Source organism: Roseospira navarrensis (genome assembly GCF_009601025.1).
GTDB classification, from domain to species: domain Bacteria; phylum Pseudomonadota; class Alphaproteobacteria; order Rhodospirillales; family Rhodospirillaceae; genus Rhodospira; species Rhodospira navarrensis.
In genome coordinates this window covers 1-1,309 of the sequence record NZ_WIVE01000156.1, presented here as the reverse complement: position 1 = coordinate 1,309, position 1,309 = coordinate 1, and the positions used below count along the sequence as shown (strand labels likewise).

Genomic DNA, 1,309 nt, shown 5'->3' with positions numbered 1-1,309 from the left:
CGTGGGGCGCGCCCCACGGATGGGCATGCAGGTGCGCCCCCTCGTGCAAAATTTCCAGACATCAGGTTACACAGCCTCCTGGCAATCGCATCGTTAGGAGTCTGGCTGGTTCGTCAGTGTCGCGGCCAAACACTCCTCGAAAGACATTTCGCAAGTCCCTGTCTTCAAGGCCAAGCCCATCGCTTGCCTTCCGGGCTTGAGTCGCAAGCCCCTCTATGAAAAACCTAAGATCGTTTGGTTCAAACCCGACACCCCAAACCTGACTTACTTCGCGTTCGCATACGCGTTGCAACATCTGGTCCCATCCGCTGGCAGGATCGAGCGATAGATTCTGCGCTTGCTCACCCCTCAATAGCCCAGCATTCGCCAAGTAACCAAGTAAAAGTGGTCGAGTAGGTAGCCAGGATGGAATCTGAGCGTCTTTTGCTTTAAGGAAACGCGCTATGTCGTGATCAGTGAATCCTGTAAGATCAAAAACTTGACAGTCATTGTTGTATCCTAGTGCAGATCTCGCTTCGTCGCGACTGTCAAAATAGCTTTCACGCCCTGCGACAATTATTGATGCGCTGGAGGGCGTTTGTTCAATAAAGCGCCGCACGAGTTCGACAGCGAAGCGGCGCGCCTGACGAAGGTTGATGACCGATGATGCAAACTGTGGCGGGGTTAACTCATCAAAACCATCAAGAAATACTATTACAAAGCCTGCGCGCCATGCCGCAATAATGCTATACGGTTCCGGAAAACCTATCTTCTCTGCGTGTCTGTAGAGCGCCTCATCTGGTTGCGTTTGGGCAATGTGCTCGCGCAAATTCAAATATACTGGACAGCAAATTGAATGTCCAGAAGAAAAGCGGTCTCTAGCCCTGAAATATATATCTCGTAGGGTCATGCTTTTGCCGGAGCCATAATCTCCATAAATTACACATCTTCCACCCCCTTCTAGATTTCTTGCTAACTCAGAGGACTTAATAGACTGCCCAGTGCCTTCTTGACTTAATGCCGTTGGTATGTATTCGGATGCGGGTAAATTAAAGTTTAGTTCATTTGCCGGATCTTATGCTACCAAATGAATGGTCGCCGCGCACGCGAATATAATGCCTTGCGTCGAAAAGCCTTGAGAAAAGAGTATTAAACGAAATAATTTCCTTCGGAAGGCTTATCCCTTTGCTTCCGGCGCGATCAACATATCGTAGGTGATGGGCCCTTTGGTGGTGACGATGCCCAGTAGGGACCGAAAGGCTGCGTGCCGGGTGCGGCGGCGGTTGAAGCGGAAGACGAACTCATCGAGGTAGGCTTGCAGATGCTTGCG

General features: G+C 50.6%; 1 protein-coding gene and 1 pseudogene. Both read right to left on the bottom strand.

What is annotated here, in order from left to right; translation table 11 throughout:
* Positions 1–61: 61 nt before the first annotated feature.
* Positions 62–919, bottom strand: a complete 858-nt coding sequence (locus GHC57_RS19075; protein WP_343031215.1) for an NACHT domain-containing protein — start codon at positions 917–919, stop codon at positions 62–64.
* Positions 920–1,156: 237 nt separating this feature from the next.
* A pseudogene (locus tag GHC57_RS19070) lies at positions 1,157–1,309 on the bottom strand (IS1595 family transposase); the annotation flags it as partial.